Source organism: Burkholderia sp. Bp8994 (genome assembly GCF_003853805.1).
In the GTDB taxonomy this organism is placed as follows: domain Bacteria; phylum Pseudomonadota; class Gammaproteobacteria; order Burkholderiales; family Burkholderiaceae; genus Burkholderia.
Window position 1 is genome coordinate 1 of the sequence record NZ_QTQH01000025.1, and the last position, 22,140, is coordinate 22,140.

Here is a 22,140-nt window from a genome sequence, read left to right on the forward strand (position 1 = left end):
GTCGAGAAGATCTTCGAAGTGGTGCGCGAGATCTCGAAGGAGGGCATCACGGTGCTGCTGGTCGAGCAGAACGCGCGGCTCGCGCTGCAAGCGGCCGACCGCGGCTACGTGATGGATTCCGGCACGGTCACGATGGAAGGCGACGCCAAGCAGATGCTCGACGATCCGAAGGTGCGGGCTGCGTATCTGGGTGAGTAAATGAGCGGGCCCGGCGCGGCGGCGGATGCCGGCGTGCCGCGCAAGGGCTTTCGAAAGGCTGTCACGGGATACCGTGACAGCCTTTTTTTCGTGCGGCGCGCCCGGCGGCGAACTGCGCACGCGGATGCGACTCCATGCATTCGACCGTGACGCCGACCATGCGGTGCGGGACACGGTAGCACGAACGCCGTCCGCTACCTGCCGTCCACCAACCGTCACGCAGGCTGCGTAGCATGGTCGGTTCATCGGGACACGGAGAGCACCCATGAGTCTGGATTACGGTTTCGTGAAGGCGAAGGTGACGTCGGTGGCGCAGCTGAAAGGCTCGCCACACGGCAGCGAGATCCAGTATCACATCCACCTGACGCTCGCATTGCCGTCCGGCGACTGGGACGTCGCGATCAACGTCGGCACCAACGACGCGGACGACCTGCTGAACTACAAGCTCGTCTACGATTTCCATCATCCGGTCACGGCGACGCTCGCGGCCGCGGCCGAAGGCTATACCGATCTCACCGGGCAAACCGCGCTGCCGGCGCTCGACTATCTGCGCAGCGACATCCTGAACGAGACGGGCGCATGGCGTGCCAGCGCGGTGATGGACGGCACCGAGAACGCGGAGCCGATCCCGTCGCTGCTGCGACTCGTCAATGCCGCGCAGTCGCAGGGGCTCGACGTCGTCGTGTTCGGCCGCACGTATAGGGAGGGCAACGGCATCCACGACACGCACATGAACCAGGGTTCGACAGGCGCGAACTACCTGCATCGCGCGGGCAACGACCACAACGATCACAACGACGTTTGGCAGGACGGCGCGTTGATCGTGCGCGTGAGCGAGTCGCAGTGGGCCGCGTATTTCGCGGCGTTCGAGCAGCAGGCCGTGCCGACCGACGCGCTCGGCAATCCGCTGCCGGACGCGGGGCCGATCACGCGCTGAACGCGGCGGCTGCCGGCGGCGTCACGCGGCCGGCAGCGTCTTGCCGAACGAGATGCGTTCCTCGACGCGATAGCCGAGCGCCGCATAGAAGCGGCATGCATCGTCGTTGCCGGGCAGCACCTGCAGGTTGATCTTCAGGCAGCCGCGCGCGGCGAGCGCGCGTTCCGCATGCGCGATCAGCGCGCGGCCGATGCCGAGCCGCCGCGCGTCGTTCGACACGCCGAACGAGTAGAGCCAGCCGCGATGTCCGTCGAAACCCGCCATCAGCGTGCCGACGACCCGCGCGCCGCACGTCGCGACGAAGAACAGCTCCGGCTGCGTCGCGAGCTTCAGCTCGATCGAGCGCAGCGGATCGCGGTGCGGCGGCGCGCCGGCTTCGTCGTACTGCGGGAACGCATCGCGCCACACGGCCAGCACGGCATCGGTGTCGGTGCGTTCGAACGGGCGGATCGCGACAGCATCGGCGGCGGCATCCATCGCGGTGGTTTCCTTAGAGCGTGTCGAGGATCGACCGCAGCATCGCCATCATCTGGTCGATTTCCTCGGTCGTGACGTTCAGCGCGGGCATGAAGCGCAGCAGGTTCGGGCGCGCAGCGTTCAGCAGCAGGCCGTCGGGCTGCATGTCGCGGGCCTTCTCGACGATCTGCGGGCCGATGTCCTTGCCGAGCAGCAGCGCGCGCAGCAGGCCTTCGCCGCGTTCGCCCTCGAAGCCGCGTTCCTCCGACAGTTCGAGCAGCCTGCGCTTCAGGTATTCGGCGCGCTCGCGCACGCCTTCGAGGAAGCCGGGCGCGACGAGCTGCGAGATCACCGAATAGCCGACGGCCGTCATCAGCGGGTTGCCGTTGTACGTGCCGCCCTGGTCGCCGGCCTCGAACACCGCGACGTCGGCCTTCGACAGCAGCGCGCCGAGCGGTGCACCGCCGCCGATGCCCTTCGCGAGCGTCATGATGTCCGGCTCGATACCGGACAGCTCGTACGCGAACAGCGTGCCCGCGCGGCCGCACCCGCTTTGCACTTCGTCGACGATCAGCAGCAGGTCGTGCTGCTTCGTCAGCGCGCGCAGCGCCTGCATGAATTCGCGCGTCGCCGGGATCACGCCGCCTTCGCCCTGGATCGGCTCGAGCATCACCGCGACGGTCTTGTCGGTGATCAGCTTCTCGACGGAGTTGATGTCGTTCAGCTCGGCCTTCGGGAAGCCCGGCACCTGCGGTGCGTAGATCGTGTCCCAGCCCGGCTTGCCGCTGGCCGACATCGTCGCGAGCGTGCGGCCGTGGAAGCTGTGGTCGAACGTGATGATCTCGTACGCGCCGTTCTTGAACTTGCGGCCCCACTTGCGCGCGAGCTTGATCGCGCCTTCGTTCGCTTCCGCGCCGCTGTTCGTGAAGAACACCTTGTCGAATACGCTGTGCTGCGTGAGCAGGCCGGCGAGCTTCGCCATCGGTTCGTTGTAGAACGCGGGCGACGGGTTCAGCAGCTTCTCCGCCTGCGTCTTCAGCGCTTCGACGATGCCGTCGTTGCAGTGGCCGAGGCTGTTGACGGCCCAGCCCTGAATGAAGTCCAGATAGCGCTTGCCCGTGTGATCGTAGAGCCACGAACCCTTGCCGTGCGTAAACACGATGTCGGGGCGGTTCGTGATGTACATCAGCGAGTCGATCGGGTAATCGTTCAGGGGCATGGCAGCAGACTCCAGCGGACGTTGAAAGGTAAGCGGGCAATAAAAAAGCCACGGAAGGCCGTGGCTGGTGGGTCGAACAGCTTGTGCGTAACCGGTGAAGCGGAGGAGTAGGTTACGCGCGAGTCCGTGACGAGCCGGCGGCATCCGGGCGGAGCGGCGAGCGGCGACGTCGAAGTGCGGACAGGAAGCGGTTCATGTGCGCAAGCATAAGGCATCCCGCGCCCCACTGTAAACCGCCGCGATGCCACGGATGTGACACGGCGGCGCGCAGCGGGGCGCGCGGGCGCGCCCGGGGCTCAGACCGGATGCGCGAGATCGGCGGCGCTCGTGAACGAGTCCGCGTAGAACTCGTCGGCCGGCAGCGCGTGGTGCTGCGTGAAGTCGCGCTGTGCGGATTCGACCATCACCGGCGCGCCGCATGCGTACACCTGGTGGCCCGACAGATCGGGCAGGTCCTCGATCACCGCGCGATGGACGAAGCCGGTGCGGCCGGTCCACTGGTCGGCGTCGTCCGGCTCGGACAGCACCGGCACGTACTTGAAGTTCGGGATCTCGCGCGCCCATTGCTCGGCGAGCTCGCCGAGGTAGATGTCCTTCTTGCGGCGTGCGCCCCAGTAGAGCGTCATCGGACGCGTGATGCCCCGGTGCTTCACGTGCTCGACGATCGCCTTGATCGGCGCGAAGCCGGTGCCCGATGCGAGCAGCACGATCGGCTTGTCGGAGTCCTCGCGCAGGAAGAACGTGCCGAGCGGGCCTTCGAAGCGCAGGATGTCGCGTTCCTTCATCGCGCCGAACACGTGGTCGGTGAACTTGCCGCCCGGCATGTGGCGGATGTGCAGCTCGATCGGGCCTTCCTCGTGCGGCGCGTTCGCCATCGAGTAGCTGCGGCGCGAGCCGTCCTTCAGGATGAACTCGACGTACTGGCCCGCGAGGTATTGCAGGCGCTCGTTGGCCGGCAGCTGCAGCTTCACGACCATCACGTCGTCGGCGCGGCGCTCGAGCGCGGCGATCCGGCACGGCAGCTTCTTCACCTGCACGCCGTCGACACCGGCGATTTCACGCACGTCGATCTCGAGGTCGCATTGCGCCTTCGAGCAGCACAGCAGCGCGAGGCCGCGCGTGCGCTCGTCGTTGGACAGTGCCGACGCGGCGTGCGGGCCCTGTTCGATCTGGCCCGACACGATCTGGCCCTTGCAGGAGCCGCACGCGCCGTTCTTGCACCCGTACGGCAGATGGACGTTCTGGCGCAGCGCCGCCGCCAGCACGGTTTCGTCCGACTCGACCTGGAACTGCCGGCCGCTTTGCTTGAGAGTAACGTTGAATGCCATAGAACCAAATAGAACAAAATGTGGGGACCGTGCATATCGCGCACGGCAGCTACAATGCAAACCCGTTGCGCGCCGCGCAACGGTGGCTACTGATTTCGCAACCAACATGATCGCGACTCGAATCCTGCGCCGGCCGCGCGTCCTGATCGTCGGCTGCGGCGACGTCGGCCTGCGCTGCGTCGCGCAATGGCGCGATGCGCGCCGCAACCTGCGCATCGTCGCGCTGACGAGCCATCCGGGCCGCCGCGACGAACTGCGCGCGGCAGGCGCGACGCCGCTCGTCGGCGACCTCGATCGCCGGGCGACGCTCGGACGTATCGCGGGCCTCGCCCGCACGATCCTGCATCTCGCGCCGCCGCAATCCGACGGCCGCGACGATCGCCGCACCCGTGCGCTGATCGCCGCATTGTCCGTGCCTGCGCGGCGGCCGTCCGCACCGGCGGTGTCGTCGGTCGGCCGGCTCCGCACGCTGCGCGCCGCGACCCGACAGGCCGGCGTGCCGGTGCGGGAAGCGCGTATTGTACCCGACGCCCTTCGCGCGCCGACGCTCGTCTACGCCAGCACGACGGGCGTCTACGGCGACTGCGGCGGCGCGCGAATCGACGAAACGCAGCCGCTGCGCCCCGCGAATCCGCGCGCGTTCCGGCGCGTCTCGGCCGAGCGTCAGCTGCGGGCGGCGACGGTGCGCGGCGTGCTGTCCGCGCGCATCGTGCGCATTCCCGGCATCTACGCGGCGAACCGGCTGCCGCTCGCGCGGCTCGAGCGCGGCACGCCGGCACTCGACGCGGCCGACGACGTCTACACGAACCACATCCACGCCGACGATCTCGCGGCGATCCTGCGTCGTGCGGCCGTGCGGGGCAAGCCGGCGCGCGCCGTGCACGCGTCGGACGACAGCGAACTGCGGATGGGAGAGTATTTCGACCGGGTCGCGCAGGTGTTCGGCCTGCCGCCGCCGCCGCGGATCAGCCGCGCGGACGCCGAGCAGCAACTCGAGCCGGCGCTCCTGTCGTTCATGCGCGAGTCGCGGCGCCTGTCCAATGCGCGGCTCAAGGCCGAATTGTGCGTGACGTTGCGCTATCCGACCGTAGACGAATTCCTTCAAACGCTCGCGCCGCGCGGCGCGTCAGGTCAGCGCCGGTAACGCCTCGATCAGCAGGAAGCACAACAGCGCGCCGATCAGCGCGCCGATCAGGTTCGGATGGTATTTGTGCTTCATGTGCATCGCGGCCAGCAGCGCGCCGATCACGATGGCGCCCACGACCGCGAACGCGATCGTCACGTACGACAGTTCGAAAGAATGGTTGAAGTTCATGATGTCTCCCCTGCATTGCTGCTCGTACAGCTTGTGATTTCAGTATAGCGGGGGATCGGGCGGCCGCGACGCGGCCCGACATCGAACGATCGTGCGGATTTTCCCTTACAGGGTTTTGACGGGATTGCGCAGGGCTGAAAGGTCGTCTTCCCCGAGCCAGCGCCACGCGCCCGGCGCCAGGTCGTCCGGCAGCGTGAACCCGCCGATGCTTTCGCGGTGCAGCGCCTCGACGCGATTGCTCGCGGCCGCGACCATGCGTTTCACCTGATGATATTTGCCTTCGAGGACGGTCAGCGCGAGCGCGTGCGTGTCGCGCGCGTCGGCGGCGACCGCCGCGATCGGCTTCGGCTCGCCGTGGAGCTGCACGCCGGCGCGCAGCGCGTCCAGCTGCGTGTCGTCGAGCGGGTGGCGCACGGTGGCGACGTAGGTTTTCGGCACCTTGCGCTTCGGCGACGTGTACGCGTGCACGAACTGACCGTCGTCGGACAGCAGCAGCAGGCCCGTCGTGTCCTGGTCGAGGCGGCCGACGCATTGCACGCCGCGTGCGACGAGCGGCGCGGGCAGCAGGCTGAACACGCTCGCGTGGTGTTGCGGCTCGCGCGAACACTCGTAGCCGGCCGGCTTGTTGAGCGCGAGATACGCGCGGGCGTGGAACGGCCACGCGGTGTCGTCGACCGTGAACACGAGGCCGTCGGTGTCGAACGACGCGTCGGGGTCGGTCGCGCTCGCGCCCGCGACGGTGACGCGGCCCGTTTCGATCAGGCCGCGGCACTGGCGGCGCGAGCCGAAGCCCTGCGTGTAGAGAATGCTTTCGAGATCCATAGCGCGCGCATTCTATCAAGCCACGCGCCGGCACCGGCACGAACCCGCCCGCGCTGGTAAGCTGCCGGAGCGCCGCGCCGCACGTTTGTTCTTCACGGAAAGTGGACGTCGCATGCAAGGGGCGTACGGCTTCAGCGTGAAGTCGCGCCACGACGGCGGCACGCCCGTACCCGGGCTATCGCCGTCTCCATCCGACACGGAGTTCGCCGCATGAATCCGACGACGCTCGATGCACTCGCCGATTTCCCCCGTCAGCTCGAAGCCCATTTCGCCGCCGTGCCGGACGGCTACGCGCGCTGGACCCCCGACGACTGGAGCGGGATCCCGAGCGAGCATTTCTCGCCGCTCGGGCAGCTCTGCCACGTGCGCGACATCGAAATCGACGGCTACCACGTGCGGCTGCGGCGGATGCTCGACGAAGATCACCCGCTGCTCGTGTCGGTCGACGGCGATGCGCTCGCGCTCGAGCGCCGCTACGACGCCGCGTACGCGTCCGACGTGCTCGCGGCGATTCGCGACGCGCGGCGCGAGACGCTCGACCTCGTGTCGCGCCTCACGCCCGGGCAGTTTGCGCGCACCGGCGAGTTCGAAGGCTACGGCGCGCTGACCGTGCGCGGTCTCGTCCATTACCTGTGCAGCCACGACCAGCAGCATCTGGCCGGCATGCAGTGGCTGCTTGGCAAGATCGACGCGGCGCTGTACGCGCGCTGAACCGTACGGCCCGGCGGCCGTGCATCGTGTCGCGTCGAGCGGATTTCGTCGCGTTCGTCGGTGGGGCAGCCCACCGTTCCGGATGCCTGATTGGATCGTTTTTCTGGATAATTCATCCAGCCGTGCCCGGCTGACCGGCACGTCGCGCGTGCCTACACTCCTAGCTTCATTCAACGCAAACAGGAGTCAACCGTGGCTACTCATACGCTCGCAGACAAGGTCGTCCTGATCGCAGGCGGCGCCAAGAATCTCGGCGGGCTGATCGCCCGGGACCTGGCCGGCCACGGCGCGAAGGCGGTGGCGATTCACTACAACAGCGCGGCATCGCAGGCGCAGGCCGAAGAGACGGCCGCTGCCGTGCGCGCGGCCGGCGCGGAAGCCGCGACGTTCCAGGCCGACCTGACGACGGCCGCCGCGGTCGAGAAGCTGTTCGGCGATGCGAAGCAGCGCTTCGGCAAGATCGACATCGCGATCAATACCGTCGGCAAGGTGCTGAAGAAGCCGTTCACCGAAATCACCGAGGCCGAGTACGACGAGATGTTCGCGGTGAACAGCAAGTCGGCGTTCTTCTTCATCAAGGAAGCGGGGCGGCACCTCGAGGATCACGGCAAGCTCGTCACGCTCGTGACGTCGCTGCTCGGCGCGTTCACGCCGTTCTATGCAGCCTACGAAGGATCGAAGGCGCCGGTCGAGCACTTCACGCGCGCGGCGTCGAAGGAGTACGGCGCGCGCGGCATCTCGGTGACGGCGGTCGGGCCCGGCCCGATGGATACGCCGTTCTTCTACCCGGCCGAAGGTGCCGACGCGGTCGCGTATCACAAGACGGCCGCCGCGCTGTCGCCGTTCAGCAAGACGGGCCTCACCGACATCGAGGACGTCGTGCCGTTCATCCGTCATCTCGTGACCGACGGCTGGTGGATCACCGGGCAGACGATTCTGATCAACGGCGGCTATACGACCAAGTAACCGACGCGGTAACGGGCCGTGCCGGCGGTCGTCGTGTGCGCGGCGACCCGCAATGGACCGTTTGCATGGACAATGGACGGGCGCGCGGACACAACGCCGCGCGCCCGTTTCATCTGTGCCGCCGGAATCGGCCGCGACGCGCGGCGCCTGCCGGCCGCGGTCGTCCGAACCCACGTTCTCTGCCTGCCGATGGACAAGCTGGATCAGGTCAGAATCTTCCTTCAGGTTGCCGAGATGGGCAGCTTCATCAAGGCCGCCCACGCGCTCGACGTGCCGCGCGCGACCGTGTCGGCCGCCGTCCAGCAGCTCGAGACCGCGCTCGGCACGCGCCTGTTGCACCGTACGACGCGGCAGGTCCAGCTGACTGCCGACGGCGCGCTGCTGCTGGAGCGTGGCCGGCGCCTGCTCGCGGAAGCCGACGAGCTCGACCGGCTGTTCCGGCGTCGCGATCGCGACGTGATCGGGCGGCTGAACGTCGATGCGCCGAGCCGGATCGCGCGCCGCGTGATCGCCCCCGCGCTGCCGTCGCTGTTTCGCCGCTACCCGAAGCTGCAACTGTCGCTCGGCTCGACCGACCGCTCGATCGATCTCGTGCAGGAGGGTGTCGACTGCGCGATCCGGGTCGGGCGGCTCGCGGACAGCAGCCTCGTCGTGCGGCCGCTCGGGCAGTTCGCGCTGATCAACTGCGCGAGCCCCGACTACCTGCGCGAATGCGGCGTGCCCGAGCATCCCGATGCGCTTGCGCACGGGCACTGGGCGATCGGCTATGCGTCGCCGACGACCGGCCGCGAGCTCGGCTGGGAATACTGCGCGGACGGCGGGCGGCATACGCTGACGCTGCCGAGCCGCGTGATCGTCAACAACGCTGAAACCTATATCGCGAGCTGCATCGCAGGCATGGGGCTGATCCAGATTCCGCGCTTCGACGTCGTGCATCTGCTCGACAGCGGAGCGCTGGTCGAGGTGATGCCCGGCCATCGGGCCGCGCCGATGGACGTGTCGGCCGTATATCCGCATCGGCGGCACCGGTCGAGACGGCTCAACGCGTTCATCGAATGGTTCGGGGAGTTGATGGCGGATGCATTGAACGACACGGGCGCGGCCGGCAGCGGCGACTGAAAGCGGCGTCGTGGCCGCAACTGCGGGCCGCCCGCCATTCGCCGGCCGGTGACGCCGATCGATCGGCGTCGGTGCGACGCGGCATGCGCGGTACGTCCGGCACGTGCGGCCATCGCGTCGCGCACTCAGGCGGCGAACTGCCGCGTGCGCCCGGTCGCCCGCACCGCGTCGATCAGCGCGGCGCAGGCGCCGTCGGGCTTCGACGCGAACGCGTAAAAGCACGCGGCCGGCAACGCCGGCAGGCCGTCATTCGCCCCACATGCGCGCAGGCCGTCGCGCAGCTGGCTGCGCGCGAGCGCCGTGACCGCGAAGCCGGCCAGCGCGGCCGATATGCAGCCGGCCATGCTGGCGCTTTCGAACAGCACGCGAAACGGCCGCAGCGCGGCGGCGAGCGAGGACACCGCGGCTTCCCGGTACACGCACGGCTCCGGGAACAGCGCGAGCGGCACATCGCCTTCGGTGTCGATTGCCATATCCGACGCGAACGCCCATACCAGTGGTTCTTCCCACAGCAGTTCGCCCGGCGCGTCGACCTGCCTGCATTGCTTGCCGAACACGACGTCGAGCCGGCCCAGCGTCTGCTCGCGCAGCAGCGCCGCGGTGATCCCGACCTTCAGTTCGATCGATGTGCGCGGATGACTGTCGCGAAACGTGCGCAGCACCTGCGGCAACCATGCGCCCGCGAAATCCTCCGACGCGCCGACCCGCAGCCGGCCATGCGCCGGCGCGCCGCGCAGCCTCGCGCGCACTTCGCGCTCCATGTCGACGATGTTGCGCGCGTACGCGTACAGCGTGTCGCCGGCCGGCGTGAGCGCGATGCGGCGCGTCGTGCGCGCGAGCAGCACCGTGCCGGCCGCCTGCTCGAGCCGCTTGATGTGGCCGCTGACCGCGGACGGCGTCAGCGCGAGGCGCTCCGCGGCCGGCGCGAAGCCGCGGCTGTCGACGACTTCGAGGAAGGTACGCAACAGCGCGATGTCGAGCGCGGTCGACGCGGGATCGGTCAGCGGTTCCATCGGTTGATTCACCACGATACTTGAAGAATGAGTCATGATACGCCGCGAATCGTGATGAGAGACGGGCCTACCATCGGGCATTCAGGCTGACCAACCGGAGTGCACATGACCGCTTACCGCTATGCGACAACCGCGTCGCTCGAACTCGCCTATCTCGAATGGAACCCGCGCGGCGAACGCGTGGCCGTGCTGCTGCACGGCTGGCCGGACAGCCCGGTCGGCTGGGAGGCCGTGGCTCGAACGCTGGCCGCACGCGGCTACCGCGTGCTCGCGCCCGCGCTGCGCGGTTTCGCGCCGACCCGCTTTCGCGATCCCGCGACGCCGCGCAGCGGCCGGCTCGCAGCGCTTGGCCGCGACTTGCTCGAATTCATCGACGCGCTCGGCATCGAGCGGCCCGTGCTGGTCGGGCACGACTGGGGTGCGCGCGCGGTTGCGAACGCGTGCGGGTTGCGCGACGGCGCGGCCTCGCATCTGGTGATGCTGTCGGTGGGATACGGCACGAACGACCCGGCCCAGCCGTTGTCGCTGCCGCAGGCGCGCAACTACTGGTACCACTGGTTCCTGGCGACGCCGCGCGGCGAGCAGGCGCTGCGCGACGATCGCCGGGCGTTCGCGCGCCTGATGTGGGATACGTGGTCGCCGGCCGGTTGGTACGACGAACGCGACTTCGACGCGGCCGCGACTGCCTTCGACGGCCCGGACTGGATCGACGTGGTGCTGCACTCGTACCGTTATCGCTGGGGATTCGTCGACGGCGGGGCCGCATACGCGGAAGACGACGCGCAACTGATACCCGCACCGGTGCTGTCGGTGCCGACGCTCGTGCTGCACGGCGGCGCGGACGCCTGCACTGCACCGGAGACCTCTGCAGGGCGCGAGCGGTTCTTCACCGGCCGCTACGAGCGCGTCGTGCTGGACGGCGTCGGGCATTTTCCGCAGCGCGAGGCGCCGGCGGTCGTTGCCGACGCGATTCTGCGGTTCTGCGAGCGCGGTTGACGGGCCGGCCGGCGCGGCGCGCAAACGGCGCTCAACCGCCGACCCGGGGCGCGAGCAGATCGGCGAGCCCGATATTCCTGAACATTTCGCGGCGGATTCGATCGCCGATGCGGAACACTTCCTCCGCGCCGTCCTGCGACGGATCGACGAATACGCGGTAGGGGCGCTTGCCGGGCTGCGCCGCGACGAGCTCGACAATCGCCGTCGCGACGGCGCCGGCGTCGGCGTCCGCCGGTTCAAGCGCGGCGAGGCCGCTCAACGCCTGATCGGCGACGCCCGCGTACGGCCCGCTGTCGTAGGCAGCCTGCACGGCGGTATCGGCCGGCTTGCCCGCATGGAGGAAGTGATTCGTGCCGCGGGTGAACGCGCCCGGCACGACGATCGATGTTTCGATACCCCAGCGGGCGAGTTCGGCGGCGTAGGACACCGCGAGCGAGTCCATCGCGGCTTTCGCGGCGAAGTAAGGGGCAAGGAACGGCGGGGTGCCGCCGCGCGCCGACGACGACGAAACCCACACGAGCAGACCGCGGCCCTGACGGCGCAGGTGCGGCAGCGCCGCGCGGTTGACGCGCTGGGTCGACACGACGTTGACGTCGTAGAGCTGCGTGAGCTGCTCGGGCGTGAATGCTTCGGCCGGCCCGAACGCCATGTGGCCGGCGTTGTGAATGACGACGTCCAGACGATCGTTGTCGGCGATCACGCGGTCGATTGCTGCGCCGACCGATGCGTCGTCGCCGACGTCGAGTTCGAGGCTGCGCAGGTCGACGCCGTGTTCCTGCGCATAGGCAGCGATGGCGGCGACGCGCGGCGCATTGCGCCCGGCGCTCTCGCGCATCGATGCATAGACCGTGTGACCGGCGCGGGCGAGCGCCTGGGCCGTCAGCAAGCCGAAGCCGCTGGACGCGCCGGTGACGAGGACAACTTGCTTCATGAGCGATCTCCTGGAGGAAAGCGAGGCGGCTGCGAGCGGTCCGTCAGCACATCCCGCCGTTGGCGCGGAGGATCTGGCCGTTGATCCACGCGCCGTCCGGGCTGGCGAGGAAGGCGACGACGCGCGCGATGTCGTCGGGCTGGCCCAGCCGCTCGAGCGGGTTCAGCTTCGCGAGCCGATCGACCAGCTCGGGGCTCTTGCCCTGCAGGAACAGTTCGGTGGCGACCGGCCCCGGCGCGACGGCGTTCACGCGGACACCGCGCCCGCGCATTTCCTGCGCGAGTACCTGCGTGAGGCTTTCGACCGCCGCCTTGCTTGCCACGTACACGCCGTAAGTCGGCATGCGCATGCCGATCACGCTGGTCGACAGGTTGATGATGCGTCCGCCGTCGCGCACGCGCCTTGCCGCTTCGCGGCATACGTTGAACGCGCCTTTCACGTTGATGGCGATTGTTTCGTCGAAGAGCGCATCGTCGCAGTCGGCGATCGCCGCCAGCTTCATCACGCCCGCGGAATTGACCACCACATCCAGGCCGCCGAATGCCTCGTGGGCGGCGTCGAACAGCGCGGCCACGGCCGCCGGGTCGGCGACGTTCGCCTGCACGGCGACGGCATGGCCGCCGTCGGCGAGGATCGCATCGACGACTTCGCGGGCCGGCCCGGCGCCGCCGGCATAGTTGACGACGACCCGGAAGCCGTCCCGGGCGAGCTGGCGGGCGATTTCCGCACCGATGCCGCGCGACGAACCTGTGACGAGGGCGACCTGTTCCGATGTGCTCATTTCCTGCTCCTGATGAGGGTTGAATGCCGTTCCATCCGGCGACAGGACTAATGTAGGCTTCTTCGATCAATAAAAATAATGAATAATGGTCAGTCAATGAATGACTGGAAGTATGTCTTATGGGGTTCGACAGCAGGCTGCTCAGCGGTATCGGCGTGCTCTCCGCGGTGATCGAGGCCGGCACCTTCGCGCGGGCAGGCGAGGCGATGGGACTGACCCAACCGGCAGTGAGCCGCGCCGTCGCCCGACTGGAACAACGCGTCGGCATCCGCATCTTCAACCGGACGGCGCGTGCGATCACGTTGACCGACGAAGGGCGACGCTTTTACGAGGCGGTCGCGCCGCTGCTGGCCGGCATCGAGGAGGCGGCGCTCGACGCCGGCCAGTCGAAGGCGCGCGTGAGGGGGCGGCTGCGCGTGAACGTGGACGGCACGTTCGGCCACTACGTGCTCGCGCCGCGGATGGCGGAATTCCTCGACCGCTTTCCCGACCTGTCGGTCGAGATCAGCGCGCGGGATCGGATGGGCGACCTCGTCGCCGACGGATTCGATGTGGCAGTGCGCTTCGGCATCCCGGAGCCGTCGTCATATCGTGCGCGACTGCTGCTCGAGACGCGCGTGCTGACCTGCGCGTCGGCCGCGTACGTCGCGCGTCATGGCGAACCGCGACACCCGCGGGATCTCGCGGCCGGTCACCGGTGCGTGCTGATTCGCGATCCGGTGACGGGGCGACCGTACGAATGGGAATTTCATCGCGGCAAGGAAGTCGTGCCGGTCGACGTCGCCGGCAGACTGATGGTGAATGACACCGGCGGGTTGCTCGGCGCGTGCGTTGGCGGCGTCGGCATTGCGCAACTGCTGGAACTCTATGCCCGCGACGTCGTGGCCGAAGGGCGGTTGGTCCAGCTGCTGCCGGAATGGGCGGACGAGACGTTCCCGCTTTATGCGTATCACCATGCGTCGAACCTCGTTGCCGCGAAAGTGCGGGTGTTTCTGGAGTTCGTCCGCGAGTTGATGGCCTGAGTGCGTCGGGCGGCGGGGCGCCATCGGTTCACTCGGTGCGGTGCGGGATGCTGTCCGGGAACGGGTAGGGCGCGTGCGGCCCTGGCCAGTCGGGCACGGGCGGCTCGCGCAGCAGGTCGCATCCGCCCAGCATGATCGACAACAGCGCGGCAAGCACGCAGCGGCGGATCGGGCTCGAAAAGAAGACGCGCGTGGACATGAGCGGCCTCCGTGCTTGCGTGTCCTGATGCTTGGACCGCCGGGCAAGGGCGTGCGTTGCGGCGTGCGTGGCGCGCGCAACAAACAAAAAACCCGCGAAGCGGCGAGCTTGCGCGGGTTTCGACAGTGCAGCGCATTGACGCTGCGAAAGACTGGTGCCCAGGGCCGGAATCGAACCGGCACGCCTTGCGGCGGGGGATTTTGAGTCCCCTGCGTCTACCAATTTCACCACCTGGGCTTTGATCCTGGCCGCGCGTGCGATTCGTACGGATTGTGCGCGGCGAAACGCGAATTATGGCGGAAAACGGGGCACCGGGCAAGCTGTCCGGCGACCGCCCGTGCGTTACTGGCTCAGATAGACGAATCGGCCCTGCTTCACGATCCCCATCACGCTCGCGCGCTGATCGAGCCCCACGTGATCCTTGTCGCTGGTGTTGACGACGCCGTTCGGCACGACGAGTTCGTGCGCGCGTTCGAGTTCGCGCCGCAGCGCCGCGCGGAAGCCCGGCGTGCCGGGCTGCGCGGCCTTGAGCGCGCGGCCGACCGCGTCGGCGAGGCGCGGGTACACGCCCGCCGCGTCGCCCGCGAACTGGGTGACCGTGCCGGCGCCGTATTTCGCTTCATACGCATCGACGAACGCGAGCGCGGCCTTGCGTGCCGGATGGTCGGCAGGCAGCGTGCGCGCGACGACCACCGGCTGGGTCGGGAACAGCGTCCCGTCGACGTCCTTGCCGCCGAGCTTGATGAATTCCGGCGTGGCGATCCCGTGCGTCTGGTAGATCGCGCCCTTGTAGCCGCGCTCGATCAGCGTGCGTTGCGGCAGCACGGCCGGCGTGCCCGAGCCGGCGATCAGGATCGCGTCGGGCTTCGCGGCGATCAGCTTCAGTGCCTGGCCGGTGACGCTCGCGTCGGTGCGGTTGAAGCGTTCCGTCGCGATCACGCGGATCTTGCGGACTTCCGCGAAGCGCGTGAATTCGTTCAGCCAGCTGTCGCCATAGCTGTCCGCGAAGCCGATGAAGCCGACCGTCTTCACACCGTGGTTGGCCATGTAGCGCGTCATCACGTCGGCCATCGCGCTGTCGCTCTGCGCCATCTTGAATGCCCAGGTCCGCGCGCCTTCCTGCGGCTCGACGATCGCGCCGGAGCCGACCAGCGTGATCATCGGCGTCTGGGCGGCGGCTACCGCGTCGAGCGCCGCGAGCGCGGCCGGCGTGATGTTCGGCCCGACCACGACGTCGACGCGATCCTCGTCGACCAGCTTGCGGATGTTGCGCACGGCCGCGCCCGGGTCGGACGCGTCGTCGAGCACCGTCACCTGCACCGGCTGCCCGGCGATCGTCTTCGGCCACATCAGGATTGCGTTCTTGCTGGTGATGCCGATCGCGGCGGCCGGGCCGGTCGACGACAGGTCGACGCCGACCTTCAGGTCGGCATGCGCGGCCGCGCAGGCGAGCATGAGGGCGGCGCCGGCGGCGCGGCGCAACAGGGCGGGAAGCGTCATGCGGAAATCTCCGTCGGGCAATAAAAAGGGGCGCGATTTGCGCCCCTGTCGTTATACCTGTCTGTCAAAGCTCGTACGATTCGGATTCGCCCTTGAGCGCCTGCTCGATCAGCTTGCGGTTCAGCGTCGGCGACAGCAGCTCGACGAGCGTATACACATAGCTGCGCAAATAGGCGCCCTGCTTGAGCGCGACACGCGTCACGTTGCTGCCGAACAGGTGGCCGACCGGAATCAGCCGCAGGTTGCGGTCGCGCTCCGGGTTGAATGCGATGTCGGCCATGATCCCGACGCCCAGGCCGAGTTCGACGTAGGTCTTGATCACGTCGGCGTCGATCGCCTCCAGCACGATGTCCGGCGACAGCCCGCGCAGCGCGAACGCATGATTGATCTTCTTGCGGCCGGCGAACGCGTCGTCGTACGTGATCAGCGGGTACTGCGCGAGATCGTCCAGCGTGACCGGCTTGCGTTCGAGTAGCGGATGGTCGGCCGGCACCACGGCCGCGTGATGCCACTGGAAGCAGGGCAGCGACACGAGTTCCTTGTAGTCGGCGATCGCCTCGGTCGCGATCGCGAGATCGGCCTGGTCGTGGATCACCATCTCGGCGACCTGCGTCGGGCTGCCCTGCAGGATCGACAGGTGCACCTTCGGGAAGCGCTTCTTGAACTCGGCGATCGCGGCCGGCAGCGAGTAGCGGGCCTGCGTGTGGGTGGCGGCGATCGTCAGGTTGCCCTGATCCTGCGCCGCGTAATCTTTTCCGACCCTTTTAAGGCTTTCAACTTCCTGCAGGATCCGCTCGACCGATGCGAGGATGATCCTGCCCGGCTCGGTGAGCGAGCGCACGCGCTTGCCGTGCCGCGTGAAGATCTCCACGCCGAGCTCGTCCTCGAGCTCGATGATCGCCTTCGACACCCCCGGTTGCGACGTGTAGAGCGCCTTGGCGGCCTCGGTGAGGTTGAAATTCTGCCGGACGGCCTCGCGCACGAAGCGAAATTGGTGCAGGTTCATTTATAACCCTTCCGCATATCAACAGAATTTTTTAGTCGTTTGAAATATAAGGCGAGTTTATTACGATTCACCGGAGTTTTTCAAATATGGATATCTGTTTTCGTCATTAGCAATCCAGCCGGGCCGCGCAAGGCCGGCGATGGCGGCGGAACGGAGATTCGGGCGCGACGTGGCTAGGACGTCGCGCGGTCACCACGAAAACCCCTGGGGTCCCCGAATGTATCAGTACGACCAATACGACCAGACGATCGTCGACGAGCGTGTCGCGCAGTACCGCGATCAGGTGCGCCGCCGGCTGTCGGGCGAGTTGAGCGAAGAAGAATTCCGTCCGCTGCGCCTGCAGAACGGCCTGTACATGCAGCGCCACGCATACATGCACCGCATCGCGATTCCGTACGGCAACCTGCGCAGCGACCAACTGCGGATGCTGGCGCGCATCGCCCGCGAACACGACCGCGGCTACGGCCACTTCTCGACCCGCTCGAACATCCAGTTCAACTGGATCCAGCTCGAGGAAACGCCGGAGATCCTCGCGAAGCTCGCGTCGGTGCAGATGCACGGCATCCAGACCTCGGGCAACTGCATCCGCAACATCACGGCGGACCAGTTCGCGGGCGTCGCCCAGGACGAGGAAATCGATCCGCGTCCGTGGTCGGAAATCCTGCGCCAGTGGTCGACGTTCCATCCCGAATTCGCGTGGCTGCCGCGCAAGTTCAAGATCGCGGTGTCGGGCTCGACGCACGACCGCGCGGCCGTGCAGATCCACGATCTCGGCGTGTACCTGAAGAAGAACGCGCAGGGCGAGGTGGTCGCGAGCATCCTCGCGGGCGGCGGCCTCGGCCGTACGCCGATCATCGGCGCGGTGATCAAGGAAGACCTGCCGTGGCAGCACCTGCTCACCTATTGCGAAGCCGTGCTGCGCGTATACAACCGCTACGGCCGCCGCGACAACCTGTACAAGGCGCGTATCAAGATCCTCGTGAAGGCGCTGTCGCCCGCGAAGTTCGCGCAGCAGGTCGAGGAAGAGTGGCAGCACCTGAAGGACGGCCCGTCGACGCTCACGCAGGCGGAAGTCGACCGCGTGTCGCAGTACTTCCAGCCGCCCGTCTACGAGAAGCTGGCCGACACCGACGCGTCGTTCGAACAGCACCTGCTCGAGAACAAGGCGTTCGCGCGCTGGGTCGAGCGCAACGTCGCGCCGCACAAGGTGCCGGGCTATGCCGCGGTCACGCTGTCGCTGAAGGACCACCGCGTCGCCCCGGGCGACGCGACCGACGCGCAGATGGACCTGGTGGCCGACTGGGCAGACGCGTACTCGCTTGGCGAACTGCGCGTGTCGCACGAGCAGAACCTGATCCTCGCGAACGTGAAGAAGCGCGACCTGTTCACGGTGTGGGAAAAGGCGAAGGCGGCCAGCTTCGCGACGCCGAACGTCGGCCTGCTGACCGACATCATCGCGTGCCCGGGCGGCGATTTCTGCTCGCTCGCGAACGCGAAGTCGATCCCGATCGCGCTGGCGATCCAGCAGCGTTTCGAAGATCTGGACTACGTGTACGATCTCGGCGACCTGTCGCTGAACATTTCCGGTTGCATGAACTCGTGCGGTCATCATCACGTGGGCAACATCGGCATCCTCGGCGTCGACAAGGACGGTGCCGAGTGGTACCAGGTGTCGCTCGGCGGCGAGCAGGGCACGGGCCGCAACGGCGCGCGCCTCGGCCGCGTGATCGGGCCGTCGTTCTCCGCGGAGGAAGTGCCGGGCGTGATCGCGAAGCTGATCGACACGTTCGTCGAGGCACGCATCGACGGCGAGCGCTTCATCGACACGTACGACCGCATCGGCATCGCTCCGTTCAAGGAGCGCGTGTATGCGGCGCGCCAGGCAGTCAACGCGTAACCAACCGGGTAGAAGGAATTTGCAGATGGCTTCGATTATCAAGAACCGCGCAGTGATCGACGACGCATGGCAGGTCGTGCGCGCGGCGGAAGACGGTGCGCTGCCCGCGGTCGACGCATTGCCGGCCGGCAAGGTGCTGGTGCCGTTCACCCTGTGGCAGGCCGAGCGCGCGGCGCTCGTCGCCGCGAAGACGAAGGACGAACTCGGCGTGTGGCTCGCGCCGGACAGCGAGCCGGCCGATCTCGTGGCCGACTTCGGTGCGATCTCGCTGATCGCCGTCGATTTCCCGCGCTTCGCGGATGGCCGCGGCTACAGCATCGCGCGCCTGCTGCGCGAGCGCCACGGCTGGACCGGCGAGCTGCGCGCGATCGGCGACGTGCTGCGCGACCAGCTGCTGTACATGTCGCGTTGCGGCTTCGACGCGTTCGCGGTGCGTGCCGACAAGGACATCCACGATGCGCTGAACGCGTTCGGCGAATTCACGCAGCGTTACCAGGGCGCATTCGACGAGCCGGCGCCGCTGTTCCGCCGCCGCGCGGCCGCGGCCGACGCGAAGGTGAGCGCATGAGCGCCGCGACCGCACTGACGCCCGAACTGGCCGCGAAGGTCGAGCGCCTCGACGCGCTGCTCGCGCAGATCGGCGCGCGCCACGAGAAGGTGAAGTTCGCGAGCAGCCTCGCCGCGGAAGACATGCTGCTCACGCACGCGATCCTGTCGAAGGGCGTGTCGATCGGCATCTTCTCGCTGAACACCGGCCGCCTGCATGCGGAAACGCTGGGCATGATCGACCGCGTGCGCGAGCGCTACGGCTACGAGATCGAGCAGTTTCATCCGCAGCAGGACGCGGTCGACCAGTACGTCGCCGAGCACGGCCTGAACGCGTTCTACGAAAGCGTCGAGCTGCGCAAGTCGTGCTGCCACATCCGCAAGGTCGAGCCGCTGAACCGCGCGCTGGCCGACGTCGGCGCGTGGGTCACGGGCCAGCGTCGCGAGCAGTCGGTCACGCGTGCGGAGCTGCACGAGGAAGAACAGGACGAAGCGCGCGGGATCGCGAAGTACAACCCGCTCGCAGACTGGACGGAAGCCGACGTGTGGGCGTACCTGAAGGCGTTCGACGTGCCGGTCAACCCGCTGCACGCGCGCGGCTATCCGAGCATCGGCTGCGAGCCGTGTACGCGCGCGATCCGCCCGGGCGAGGACAGCCGGGCGGGCCGCTGGTGGTGGGAGTCGCGCGACACGAAGGAATGCGGGCTGCACATCACGATCACGCCGATTCCCGCGAACGCCGAAGCCGGCGCCGCGCACTGAAAGCCGACAAGAAACCGAATATTGCGCCGCCCGCGACAGCGGGCGGCACGAACCCAGAAGAGAAGGACTGAAATCATGAGCACGACGCTCGAGCAATCCGCCTTTGCCCCGCCCACCGGTGCCGACGACCGCATGGGCCACCTCGACTGGCTCGAAGCCGAGTCGATCCACATCCTGCGCGAACTCGTTGCCGAATGCAGCAAGCCGGCGCTGTTGTTCTCGGGCGGCAAGGACTCGGTCGTCGTGCTGCACCTTGCGCTGAAGGCGTTCGGCCTCGGCGCGAACCGCAAGACGACGCTGCCGTTCCCGCTCGTGCACATCGACACGGGCCACAACTACGAGGAAGTGATCGACTTCCGCGACCGCCGCGCGCAGGAGCTCGGCGCCGAGCTGGTGGTCGGCCACGTCGAGGATTCGATCAAGCGCGGCACCGTCGTGCTGCGCCGCGAAACCGATTCGCGCAACGCCGCACAGGCCGTCACGCTGCTCGAGACGATCGAACAGCACGGCTACACGGCGCTGATCGGCGGCGCGCGCCGCGACGAAGAGAAGGCGCGCGCGAAGGAGCGGATCTTCTCGTTCCGCGACGAATTCGGCCAGTGGGATCCGAAGGCGCAGCGCCCGGAACTGTGGAGCCTGTACAACGCGCGCCTGCACAACGGCGAGCACCTGCGCGTGTTCCCGATCTCGAACTGGACGGAACTCGACGTGTGGCAGTACATCGCGCGCGAAAACCTCGAACTGCCGTCGATCTACTACGCGCACCAGCGCGAGATCGTGCGTCGCAACGGGCTGCTCGTGCCGGTCACGCCGCTCACGCCGATGCGTGACGGCGAGACGAGCGAACTCGCGCAGGTGCGCTTCCGCACGGTCGGCGACATCAGCTGCACGTGCCCGGTCGAGAGCGACGCGGACGACGTCGAGAAGATCATCGCCGAGACGGCGGTGACCGAGATCACCGAACGCGGCGCGACCCGGATGGACGACCAGGCATCCGAAGCCGCGATGGAACAGCGCAAGAAGCAAGGTTATTTCTGAAGCACACGAGGACATTCACATCATGAGCATCATCGAGAACACCGAAGACCTCGGCGTGTTGCGTTTCATCACGGCGGGCAGCGTCGACGACGGCAAGAGCACGCTGATCGGCCGCCTGCTGTACGACAGCAAGGCCGTGTTGTCGGACCAGCTGTCCGCGCTGTCGCGCGCGAAGAACAAGCGCACGGTCGGCGACGAGATCGACCTCGCGCTGCTGACGGACGGGCTCGAAGCCGAGCGCGAGCAGGGCATCACGATCGACGTCGCCTACCGCTATTTCGCGACCGCGAAGCGCAAGTTCATCATCGCCGACACGCCGGGCCACGAGCAGTACACGCGCAACATGGTGACGGGCGCATCGACCGCGCATGCGGCGATCATCCTGGTCGACGCGACGCGCGTGACGATCGAGAACGGCGTGGCGGAACTGCTGCCGCAAACGAAGCGTCACAGCGCGATCGTGAAGCTGCTCGCGCTGCAGCACGTGATCGTCGCGATCAACAAGATGGACCTGATCGACTACAGCGAAGCACGCTTCAACGAGATCCGCGACGCGTACGTCGCGCTCGCGAAGCAGCTCGGCCTGAAGGACGTGCGTTTCGTGCCGGTGTCGGCGCTGAAGGGCGACAACATCGTCGGCGCGAGCGAGCGCATGCCGTGGTACGCGGGCGAGCCGCTGCTCGACGTGCTCGAATCGCTGCCGGTCGAGACGCAGGCGCATGACGCGCTGCGCTTCCCGGTGCAGTGGGTCGCACGCCAGGACGGCAGCTCGGCCGACGATTTCCGCGGCTACATGGGCCGGATCGAATCGGGCGAGGTGAAGGTCGGTGACGAAATCGTCGTGCTGCCGTCGAACCGCACTGCGACGGTCGCCGAGATCATCGCGCCGGTGCCGGGCGGCACGGCGGCGGTCGCGCACGCGTTCGCGGGCCAGACGGTGACGATTCGCCTCGAACAGGACGTCGACGTGTCGCGCGGCGACATGTTCGTCACGACCGCCGAGACGGTCGCGCCGGCGAAGAAGCTCGAGGCGGACCTGTGCTGGTTCGACGAGACGCCGCTGTCGCCGCAGCGCAAGTACCTGCTGAAGCAGACCACGAGCACGGTGTTCGCGAAGATCGGCGCGGTCAAGGAAGTGCTCGACGTGCATACGCTGTCGCACGCGACCGACCGCCAGGAACTGAAGATGAACGACATCGGCCGCGTCGCGCTGACGCTGCAGAAGCCGATCGTCTGCGACACCTACGATGCGCACCCGGGCACGGGCGCGTTCGTGCTGATCGACGAGGCGACGCACCACACGGTCGCCGCCGGCATGATTCGGGCGTTCTCGGCGTAACGGGCTTAACCGGCGGTCAGCGCCGCCCTCGCGGCGGCG

General features: G+C 67.8%; 23 protein-coding genes, 1 tRNA gene and 1 pseudogene. 13 read left to right on the forward strand and 12 right to left on the reverse strand.

Translation table 11 applies throughout. The features are described 5' to 3' along the window. Positions 1-198: pseudogene (locus DIE04_RS24990) on the forward strand (ABC transporter ATP-binding protein); the annotation flags it as partial. A gap of 265 nt (positions 199-463) precedes the next feature. Next, positions 464-1,135, forward strand: coding sequence for a DUF2278 family protein (locus DIE04_RS24995; protein WP_124521516.1), 672 nt, complete (start codon positions 464-466; stop codon positions 1,133-1,135). 21 nt (positions 1,136-1,156) lie between these two features. Here the strand turns inward: DIE04_RS24995 and DIE04_RS25000 are convergent, their stop codons facing one another. The 3 genes from DIE04_RS25000 to DIE04_RS25010 form a co-directional block, all read right to left on the reverse strand. Further along, positions 1,157-1,612: a GNAT family acetyltransferase gene (locus DIE04_RS25000; RefSeq protein ID WP_124521518.1), complete on the reverse strand. Its 456-nt coding sequence runs from the start codon at positions 1,610-1,612 to the stop codon at positions 1,157-1,159. 13 nt (positions 1,613-1,625) lie between these two features. After that, entirely contained in the window at positions 1,626-2,810 is a 1,185-nt protein-coding gene (locus tag DIE04_RS25005) for an acetylornithine transaminase (RefSeq protein WP_044845607.1), read from the reverse strand. Positions 2,811-3,106: 296 nt separating this feature from the next. Continuing rightward, entirely contained in the window at positions 3,107-4,138 is a 1,032-nt protein-coding gene (locus DIE04_RS25010; protein ID WP_044845608.1) for a CDP-6-deoxy-delta-3,4-glucoseen reductase, read from the reverse strand. Between the two features lie 106 nt (positions 4,139-4,244). Between DIE04_RS25010 and DIE04_RS25015 the strand changes: the two genes are divergently transcribed. Beyond that, complete coding sequence (locus DIE04_RS25015) at positions 4,245-5,282, forward strand: NAD-dependent epimerase/dehydratase family protein (protein ID WP_124521609.1); 1,038 nt, start codon at positions 4,245-4,247, stop codon at positions 5,280-5,282. Here the strand turns inward: DIE04_RS25015 and DIE04_RS25020 are convergent. Further along, a complete protein-coding gene (locus tag DIE04_RS25020; RefSeq protein WP_124521520.1) occupies positions 5,265-5,453 on the reverse strand; it encodes a hypothetical protein in 189 nt (62 codons plus the stop codon). The two genes, DIE04_RS25015 and DIE04_RS25020, sit on opposite strands and share 18 nt — an antisense overlap. Positions 5,454-5,558: 105 nt before the next feature. Then, positions 5,559-6,275: a pseudouridine synthase gene (locus tag DIE04_RS25025; protein WP_124521522.1), complete on the reverse strand. Its 717-nt coding sequence runs from the start codon at positions 6,273-6,275 to the stop codon at positions 5,559-5,561. A 210-nt stretch (positions 6,276-6,485) separates the two neighbouring features. Here DIE04_RS25025 and DIE04_RS25030 point away from each other — a divergent pair, with 210 nt between their 5' ends. The 3 genes from DIE04_RS25030 to DIE04_RS25040 all read left to right on the forward strand — a co-directional run bounded on the left by DIE04_RS25030 (position 6,486) and on the right by DIE04_RS25040 (position 9,071). Beyond that, positions 6,486-6,986, forward strand: a complete 501-nt coding sequence (locus tag DIE04_RS25030) for a DinB family protein (protein ID WP_044845612.1) — start codon at positions 6,486-6,488, stop codon at positions 6,984-6,986. Between the two features lie 192 nt (positions 6,987-7,178). Continuing rightward, positions 7,179-7,952, forward strand: a complete 774-nt coding sequence (locus DIE04_RS25035; protein WP_044845613.1) for an SDR family oxidoreductase — start codon at positions 7,179-7,181, stop codon at positions 7,950-7,952. 189 nt (positions 7,953-8,141) lie between these two features. Beyond that, positions 8,142-9,071, forward strand: a complete 930-nt coding sequence (locus DIE04_RS25040) for a LysR family transcriptional regulator (protein WP_124521524.1) — start codon at positions 8,142-8,144, stop codon at positions 9,069-9,071. Positions 9,072-9,196: 125 nt separating this feature from the next. Here the strand turns inward: DIE04_RS25040 and DIE04_RS25045 are convergent, their stop codons facing one another. Next, positions 9,197-10,084 carry a LysR family transcriptional regulator gene (locus tag DIE04_RS25045; protein WP_124521526.1) on the reverse strand — a complete coding sequence of 296 codons (888 nt, stop codon included), beginning with the start codon at positions 10,082-10,084 and terminating at the stop codon, positions 9,197-9,199. 105 nt (positions 10,085-10,189) lie between these two features. Between DIE04_RS25045 and DIE04_RS25050 the strand changes: the two genes are divergently transcribed. Then, entirely contained in the window at positions 10,190-11,080 is an 891-nt protein-coding gene (locus tag DIE04_RS25050) for an alpha/beta fold hydrolase (protein ID WP_124521528.1), read from the forward strand. 31 nt (positions 11,081-11,111) lie between these two features. Here DIE04_RS25050 and DIE04_RS25055 read toward each other — a convergent pair whose 3' ends face one another. Together DIE04_RS25055 and DIE04_RS25060 are read right to left on the reverse strand one after the other, a co-directional pair. Then, positions 11,112-12,011 (reverse strand): SDR family oxidoreductase, encoded by a 900-nt coding sequence (locus tag DIE04_RS25055; RefSeq protein WP_124488480.1) that lies wholly within the window; start codon positions 12,009-12,011, stop codon positions 11,112-11,114. Positions 12,012-12,054: 43 nt separating this feature from the next. Continuing rightward, positions 12,055-12,792, reverse strand: coding sequence for an SDR family oxidoreductase (locus DIE04_RS25060; RefSeq protein ID WP_124488479.1), 738 nt, complete (start codon positions 12,790-12,792; stop codon positions 12,055-12,057). Positions 12,793-12,911: 119 nt separating this feature from the next. Here DIE04_RS25060 and DIE04_RS25065 point away from each other — a divergent pair, with 119 nt between their 5' ends. Continuing rightward, positions 12,912-13,814, forward strand: a complete 903-nt coding sequence (locus DIE04_RS25065) for a LysR family transcriptional regulator (protein WP_124488478.1) — start codon at positions 12,912-12,914, stop codon at positions 13,812-13,814. Positions 13,815-13,842: 28 nt separating this feature from the next. Here DIE04_RS25065 and DIE04_RS29895 read toward each other — a convergent pair whose 3' ends face one another. The 4 genes from DIE04_RS29895 to DIE04_RS25080 all read right to left on the reverse strand — a co-directional run bounded on the left by DIE04_RS29895 (position 13,843) and on the right by DIE04_RS25080 (position 16,519). Continuing rightward, positions 13,843-14,013, reverse strand: a complete 171-nt coding sequence (locus DIE04_RS29895) for a hypothetical protein (RefSeq protein WP_185500424.1) — start codon at positions 14,011-14,013, stop codon at positions 13,843-13,845. 152 nt (positions 14,014-14,165) lie between these two features. Continuing rightward, a tRNA-Leu gene (locus DIE04_RS25070) sits at positions 14,166-14,250 on the reverse strand. 105 nt (positions 14,251-14,355) lie between these two features. Beyond that, entirely contained in the window at positions 14,356-15,513 is a 1,158-nt protein-coding gene (locus DIE04_RS25075) for an ABC transporter substrate-binding protein (protein ID WP_124521530.1), read from the reverse strand. Between the two features lie 64 nt (positions 15,514-15,577). Next, the gene (locus tag DIE04_RS25080) at positions 15,578-16,519 is read right to left on the reverse strand and encodes a CysB family HTH-type transcriptional regulator (protein ID WP_009689198.1); all 942 of its coding nucleotides are present in this window, start codon (positions 16,517-16,519) and stop codon (positions 15,578-15,580) included. Between the two features lie 217 nt (positions 16,520-16,736). On the opposite strand from DIE04_RS25080, the gene DIE04_RS25085 reads away from it, so the two are divergent. The 5 genes from DIE04_RS25085 to DIE04_RS25105 all read left to right on the forward strand — a co-directional run bounded on the left by DIE04_RS25085 (position 16,737) and on the right by DIE04_RS25105 (position 22,101). Then, positions 16,737-18,416 carry a nitrite/sulfite reductase gene (locus DIE04_RS25085; RefSeq protein WP_044845617.1) on the forward strand — a complete coding sequence of 560 codons (1,680 nt, stop codon included), beginning with the start codon at positions 16,737-16,739 and terminating at the stop codon, positions 18,414-18,416. 25 nt (positions 18,417-18,441) lie between these two features. Next, positions 18,442-18,984, forward strand: coding sequence for a DUF934 domain-containing protein (locus DIE04_RS25090; RefSeq protein WP_044845618.1), 543 nt, complete (start codon positions 18,442-18,444; stop codon positions 18,982-18,984). Next, positions 18,981-19,724: a phosphoadenylyl-sulfate reductase gene (locus DIE04_RS25095; protein WP_044845619.1), complete on the forward strand. Its 744-nt coding sequence runs from the start codon at positions 18,981-18,983 to the stop codon at positions 19,722-19,724. Before DIE04_RS25090 ends, DIE04_RS25095 begins: the two co-directional genes overlap by 4 nt. Positions 19,725-19,799: 75 nt before the next feature. Continuing rightward, on the forward strand, positions 19,800-20,762 hold the full coding sequence (gene cysD / locus DIE04_RS25100) for a sulfate adenylyltransferase subunit CysD (RefSeq protein WP_044845620.1): 963 nt from the start codon (positions 19,800-19,802) through the stop codon (positions 20,760-20,762). Positions 20,763-20,784: 22 nt separating this feature from the next. After that, positions 20,785-22,101 carry a sulfate adenylyltransferase subunit 1 gene (locus DIE04_RS25105; RefSeq protein ID WP_124488475.1) on the forward strand — a complete coding sequence of 439 codons (1,317 nt, stop codon included), beginning with the start codon at positions 20,785-20,787 and terminating at the stop codon, positions 22,099-22,101. Positions 22,102-22,140 lie beyond the last annotated feature (39 nt).